The organism is Terriglobia bacterium, from assembly GCA_036496425.1.
In the GTDB taxonomy this organism is placed as follows: domain Bacteria; phylum Acidobacteriota; class Terriglobia; order 20CM-2-55-15; family 20CM-2-55-15; genus 20CM-2-55-15.
The window spans coordinates 1-4,591 of the sequence record DASXLG010000003.1 but is presented as its reverse complement, the minus strand read 5'-3'; the positions used below and the strand labels follow the sequence as shown (position 1 = coordinate 4,591).

The following is a 4,591-nucleotide window of genomic DNA, read 5'->3' as shown; positions in this document are numbered from 1 at the left end:
TATAAGTGCGGCAAGCTCTCCGACGACGACTATCGCAGAATCCGCGGTGATATGAGCACGGAAGCCGCCGCCGTCCTTCAGGAAATCGAGACCATCGAATCATCGAAAGATCTCGATGCTCTCATTCGCCGCGAGATCTCCGCGCGCAAGAACAAATCGAAATCCGGTACCCAGACAAGCGCCTGCTCGTCCTGCGGAGCAGCCAATCCGCCGGTCAACAAGTTTTGCGCGGACTGCGGAGCTAAGCTGAACTATTGATGATGCTCCTACTGTTCCTGGCGCAGGATGAAGGCGTCCGCACCGCGGATGTGCCGAACGCGATGGGCGCGCACACCTGGTTCATCATCGCGTTTGTCGGCGCTTTTCTGCTGTGGAGTATCAGTTACTCCCTTCAGCTGCACAAAGAAGCGGTGGCGCGAAAGAAGGGCCGCGAAGACGTGTCCAAGCGCAAAGACGAACTGATCGACCGCATTGCCGAACTGGAATCGAAGAAGGAATCGGGCACCCTGGACGAGAAGAAGTACAAGCAGGAACTAAAGGAGCTGAAGTTTCAGCTGTCCAGAATCCTGGAGAAGACGAAATCTCATTGACTGCCACGCTTGCACTTGAATCTCAGGATATTCGAAAAACTTTCGGACACTTCACCGCTCTTGGCGGCGTAACGCTGACGGTGCGGCGCGGAGAGTTCGTCGCCCTGTTCGGAAGAAACGGCGCCGGGAAGACCACGTTTCTGAAGGTCGCCGCGACGCTGGTACGGGCCACGCAGGGGAGACTGGCGATTGAAGGCGTCGACATCCGGGAAGAACCGGAGAAGGCGCGGCGTCACATCGGGTTTCTATCCCACAACACATTTCTTTATAGAGACCTGAACCCGGTTGAAAATTTGCGCTTCTTCGGCCGGCTTTACGGCACAGCCGATCTGGAAAACCGGATCCGGAAGCTTCTGGAGCGCGTCGGCCTCGAGCGGCGGAAGAACGATCCGGTGCGGTCGTTTTCCAGGGGACTGCATCAGCGCCTCGGTCTGGCGCGAGTGATCCTGCATGATCCGTCCATCATCCTGCTGGATGAACCATACACAGGACTCGATGCGAACGCCGTAGACATGCTGAATCAGATTCTGGATGAGGCGGTGGCAGCGGGGAAAACGGTAATCCTGACGACACATGATTTCGATCAGGGAGTCCGGGCCGCAACCCGGGCGGTAATTATCGATCGGGGTAAAGTGGTGTGCGATGCGGCGCCGCGAGAGGCAGCGCTACGCGACGCCTACAACCAATACATCCGCGTGGGCGTGGCGAGATGAGAAGCATGCAGACATTCCCCTCCTTTCCAAGGAGGGGTGGACGCGCGATAAACAAAAAGCCGCGAAGCGTCCTTAGCCGCGCGTACGGGGTGGTTAGTTCGAACCGCGAAGCGCACCTTGTTTTGTTTGAAGTTACCAACCGCCCCGTCTGCGCCGCTAAGGAACGGAACTTTTTTTTTGGGGGCGCAGCCACCCCGCCTTGGAAAGGCGGGGAATGTTGCTCGACATGAAACCGGTCTCCGCCATCATCTTCAAAGACATCGCCATCGAGCTGCGCAGCAAGGAATCGCTCGCATCGATGACGATGTTCGCGGTACTGGTTCTCGTGGTCTTCAATTTCGCGTTCGAATCCACAGGCCTGGATAAGTCCCTCGTCGCGCCGGGCACACTCTGGGTGGCGATCTCCTTCGCGGCGATCCTCGGCTTGAACCGCTCCTTTGCGATGGAAACCGACAACGACTGCCTGCAGGGGCTTCTCCTGGCGCCGCTCAGCCGCGGAGACCTTTACATCGGGAAGGTGGCGAGCAACTTCATCTTTATGATGATCGCGGAAATCATCATCCTCCCGCTCTTCGTCATCTTCAACGGATTCAATTTCGACCTGAAATTTATCGAAGTCGCCGGGATTGCGTGTCTCGGCACGGTGGCGATCGCCGGCGTCGGCACGATTCTCTCGACGATCTCGTCGAATACTCGAATGAAAGAAGTCATGCTGCCGGTGTTGCAGATCCCGCTGACGGTTCCGGTCATCATTGCGGCGGTCGAGAGCACGCGGCAGGTTCTGACCGAAGAGATCCGGCAAATCTCTTCTTGGTTGTATATTTTGGCGGGGTTTACGATTGTCTACCTGACGCTGTCGTACCTGCTGTTCGAATTCGCGGTAGAGGAATAGAGGAATAATGAAGCCGAAAATTCTGGCCATACTCACATTGGTATCGATGGTATTCGCGCTCTACATGATCTTCATCTTTGCGCCGCGCGAAGCCACGCAGGGAGACGCGCAACGGATTATGTATATCCATGTTCCGCTCGCGATCATGGGATATGTTGCGGCATTTCTCCTGGGCTACGGCTCGATCCGCTATCTCAGCAGCCGGAACTCCAGGTGGGACCGCTTCGCGCAGGCTTCCGCCGAAGTCGGCGTTGTCGTCATCACGGCGCAGCTATTGACCGCAGTCATGTGGGCGCGCCCGATCTGGGGACCGTGGTGGGTATGGGACGCGCGAACGACAATGCAAGTTGTCCTTTACCTGATTCTCATCGCTTATCTGATGCTCCGCGCGTTCGTGCCCGAGGGCGCTAAGCGGGCCGTTCTGTCGAGTGTTTTCGGACTGCTGGCCGTGGTGGATGTCCCGATCAATTACCTGGCGATCTACCTGTTCCGGACCCAGCATCCCCAAGCCGTTATCAGTCCCGGCGGTGGAGGCGAGCCCACGGAAATGAACGAGGCGCTCCTCGCTTCATTCTTCGCCGTCACGCTCCTGTTTATCTATATCCTGAACCGGCGTCTTGCCATTGCAAGAGTCGAGGAAGAAGTGAACTATCTCGAGCAGGTGATAGTGGCCCATGAATAGAGGACTCCAATTCGCATTTGCGGCCTACGGGCTCGCCTTCCTGGTCATTTTCATTTTCATGTGGATGATGATCGCCCGCCAGAAGAAGCTCGACAAAAAACTGGACGAATTGAAAAGCCAGCTCAAAGACCGCACGTAATCTCAAAGTAGTTAGCCGCAGATGTGGCGCAAGATGGACTTATGATGCGCCCCATCTGCGTAATCCGCGTCATCTGCGGGCTAAAACCGCGCGAACAGATCAGGCAGGTCGTTTTCCGGCGGGTTTCAGCGGTGCGACCGGAGCGGTGGGTTTGCCGCCCTTGTCGAACACCATGAGCGCGATGAAAGCCGCGCACATGATGACGTCTCCTGCGATCACTGCGATGGTAAAATTATCCATAGTTAATACTTGCCTTAAGTCCTTGTGCTATCTTCAGATTAAGTTCAAATAACGGAGCAGCATTATGGCTCTTATCGACGAATTGACCCAGCGCATTGCGGCGGAACTGCATAGCCATCTGGATGAAGTTGTCCGGCATGCCATTGAAAGCTATGTCGTTGGCAACGGCAGCGACCAAACCGTTCCGATTCCGAGAACGGAACGTCGAGGCCGGCCGCGGCGCGCAACATCCGCCAAACGATCCCGGGAAAACCGCAGCCGAACCATTATAGACGCAGTCGCGAAGCTCGGTGAAGCGACTATTGAGGACGTGGCCAAAGCTACCGGCCTGGACAAACGTGGTGTCGGCAGTTCCCTGCACTATCTGGCGGCCGCCGGGAAGCTGCGCCACGCGGGCGTGGGAAAATACAGAACGGCCCGCGCGGCACGTGCAGCCTAAATTTTAAAGCCGCTCGGTTCGTCGGCATCGTCGACGCCCAGTTCGGAGTCGCCTTCAGTCAATTCGTCTTTGGCGACGGGGGTGAAATAGGCTTCGATCAGTTCCTCCGCGCGGGCGACATCGGCCGGCCGGACAAGGATGCGAACCTCGTCAAGGTCGCTGACTGTCGGCCATGGCGTCGACATGATATCCCCCTGAAGACTGCATTCGATCCCATTATTCTGCAGCATCTCTTCGATCATCTGAGCCTCGGAGGGTCCGGCCACGGCAACCATCTCCAGCGGCTCATCTCCGGGAAGATCTTTTTCATTCGTCATGTGTATCTCCTTGATTAGCGGCCCAATCCCTTCTTCGGCTGCGCATGTCCAATAAGCTCTGCATAAGTTCGACGGACAAAGTCGTTTTCCGAATACCCGAGCTTTGCACCCAGCTTCATAATCTCTTCATCCGACGGACCTTCCACTTCCAGATAATTTCCTGCTTCGGTTTCGTCCAGTGAGACGTTGAATCCGTCCTTTTCGAACACAGTCCGGTATTTCGAATACTCCATTCGGATCTCGAATCCGACTTCTTCGAGGATGCGGATCATGGTCTCGGCGCTTTCGATCCGGCATTCGACTTCTTCGCGATGTTTCAGCTGTGAAGCGGCAGAAATGGGGCCCTTGAATGTGACGGTTGGATTCGACGGTGTCTTGCGGACGCGGAGCAGCCGGCCTGCACTCCGCAACTTCCCGGAGGCATCGTCGAACAGGTAGTTTTTTTCCAAATGCCGGCCAACTGTGACTTGAAATCCAAGCTTGGTCAGTTTCTCGGCGACGGCTTTTGTCTCCTTCACCGCGAACTTGATCTCCACTTCCTGCATGTACTTTGATTATACCCTTCAACAAATTCTGTTA

The 4,591-nt window shown here is 56.1% G+C and carries 10 protein-coding genes; 7 read left to right on the top strand and 3 right to left on the bottom strand.

Translation table 11 applies throughout. The features are described from left to right. From VGK48_00115 to VGK48_00090, 6 genes are all read left to right on the top strand, one after another. On the top strand, window positions 1-258 hold a 258-nt coding region (locus VGK48_00115), incomplete at its 5' end, for a zinc-ribbon domain-containing protein (GenBank protein HEY2379555.1). Further along, complete coding sequence (locus VGK48_00110) at window positions 255-590, top strand: hypothetical protein (GenBank protein ID HEY2379554.1); 336 nt, start codon at window positions 255-257, stop codon at window positions 588-590. The genes VGK48_00115 and VGK48_00110, both read left to right, overlap by 4 nt. Beyond that, the gene (gene ccmA, locus VGK48_00105) at window positions 587-1,303 is read left to right on the top strand and encodes a heme ABC exporter ATP-binding protein CcmA (protein ID HEY2379553.1); all 717 of its coding nucleotides are present in this window, start codon (window positions 587-589) and stop codon (window positions 1,301-1,303) included. The genes VGK48_00110 and ccmA overlap by 4 nt, the downstream gene beginning before the upstream one ends. A 226-nt stretch (window positions 1,304-1,529) precedes the next feature. After that, the gene (locus tag VGK48_00100; GenBank protein HEY2379552.1) at window positions 1,530-2,195 is read left to right on the top strand and encodes a heme exporter protein CcmB; all 666 of its coding nucleotides are present in this window, start codon (window positions 1,530-1,532) and stop codon (window positions 2,193-2,195) included. A 7-nt stretch (window positions 2,196-2,202) separates the two neighbouring features. Further along, the gene (gene ccsA / locus VGK48_00095) at window positions 2,203-2,877 is read left to right on the top strand and encodes a cytochrome c biogenesis protein CcsA (protein HEY2379551.1); all 675 of its coding nucleotides are present in this window, start codon (window positions 2,203-2,205) and stop codon (window positions 2,875-2,877) included. Then, a complete protein-coding gene (locus VGK48_00090) occupies window positions 2,870-3,016 on the top strand; it encodes a CcmD family protein (protein HEY2379550.1) in 147 nt (48 codons plus the stop codon). The genes ccsA and VGK48_00090 overlap by 8 nt, the downstream gene beginning before the upstream one ends. Window positions 3,017-3,115: 99 nt before the next feature. Here VGK48_00090 and VGK48_00085 read toward each other — a convergent pair whose 3' ends face one another. Further along, on the bottom strand, window positions 3,116-3,256 hold the full coding sequence (locus tag VGK48_00085) for a hypothetical protein (protein ID HEY2379549.1): 141 nt from the start codon (window positions 3,254-3,256) through the stop codon (window positions 3,116-3,118). A gap of 64 nt (window positions 3,257-3,320) precedes the next feature. Here VGK48_00085 and VGK48_00080 point away from each other — a divergent pair, with 64 nt between their 5' ends. Further along, entirely contained in the window at window positions 3,321-3,695 is a 375-nt protein-coding gene (locus tag VGK48_00080) for a hypothetical protein (GenBank protein HEY2379548.1), read from the top strand. Here VGK48_00080 and VGK48_00075 read toward each other — a convergent pair. Both VGK48_00075 and cyaB read right to left on the bottom strand, forming a co-directional pair. After that, window positions 3,692-4,012 (bottom strand): DUF2007 domain-containing protein, encoded by a 321-nt coding sequence (locus VGK48_00075; GenBank protein ID HEY2379547.1) that lies wholly within the window; start codon window positions 4,010-4,012, stop codon window positions 3,692-3,694. The genes VGK48_00080 and VGK48_00075 overlap by 4 nt on opposite strands. Window positions 4,013-4,026: 14 nt before the next feature. Next, window positions 4,027-4,557, bottom strand: a complete 531-nt coding sequence (gene cyaB / locus VGK48_00070; protein ID HEY2379546.1) for a class IV adenylate cyclase — start codon at window positions 4,555-4,557, stop codon at window positions 4,027-4,029. Window positions 4,558-4,591 lie beyond the last annotated feature (34 nt).